Below are 334 nucleotides of genomic sequence, written 5' to 3' on the forward strand. Positions count from 1 at the left end.
GGGGTGCAGGCGGCGGCCACGCCGCAGGGGAGCCGATATGACAGCCGGATGCAGCAGGTCAGCTATAACCCGTACAACACCACGGTGATTAACACGCAGGTGGCGTTCCTTTCCACGCTGGTATTTGACGATGATGAAACGGTGATCGACGCCCGTTCCGGCATGGCAAAGGGCTGGGATGTTCAGCATGACGCCAACCGGGTGTATGTGATGCCAGTGCCGGTCACGCAGACTGAGGAAGTGACTGACAGCGAGGGACAAAAAACGCGCACGGAGCGGGTTTATGAACCCGTTCCGCAGGACTGGACGACTAACCTGTTTGTCGTCACCAGTA

At 58.7% G+C, this 334-nt stretch carries 1 protein-coding gene; it reads left to right on the forward strand.

Translation table 11 applies throughout. The features are described 5' to 3' along the window. Positions 1 to 334: TrbG/VirB9 family P-type conjugative transfer protein (locus tag DEO45_RS16355; protein ID WP_189339782.1), on the forward strand; the 334-nt coding region annotated here is incomplete at both ends.

It is taken from the genome of Rhodanobacter denitrificans, assembly GCF_003335105.1.
GTDB lineage: Bacteria > Pseudomonadota > Gammaproteobacteria > Xanthomonadales > Rhodanobacteraceae > Rhodanobacter > Rhodanobacter denitrificans_A.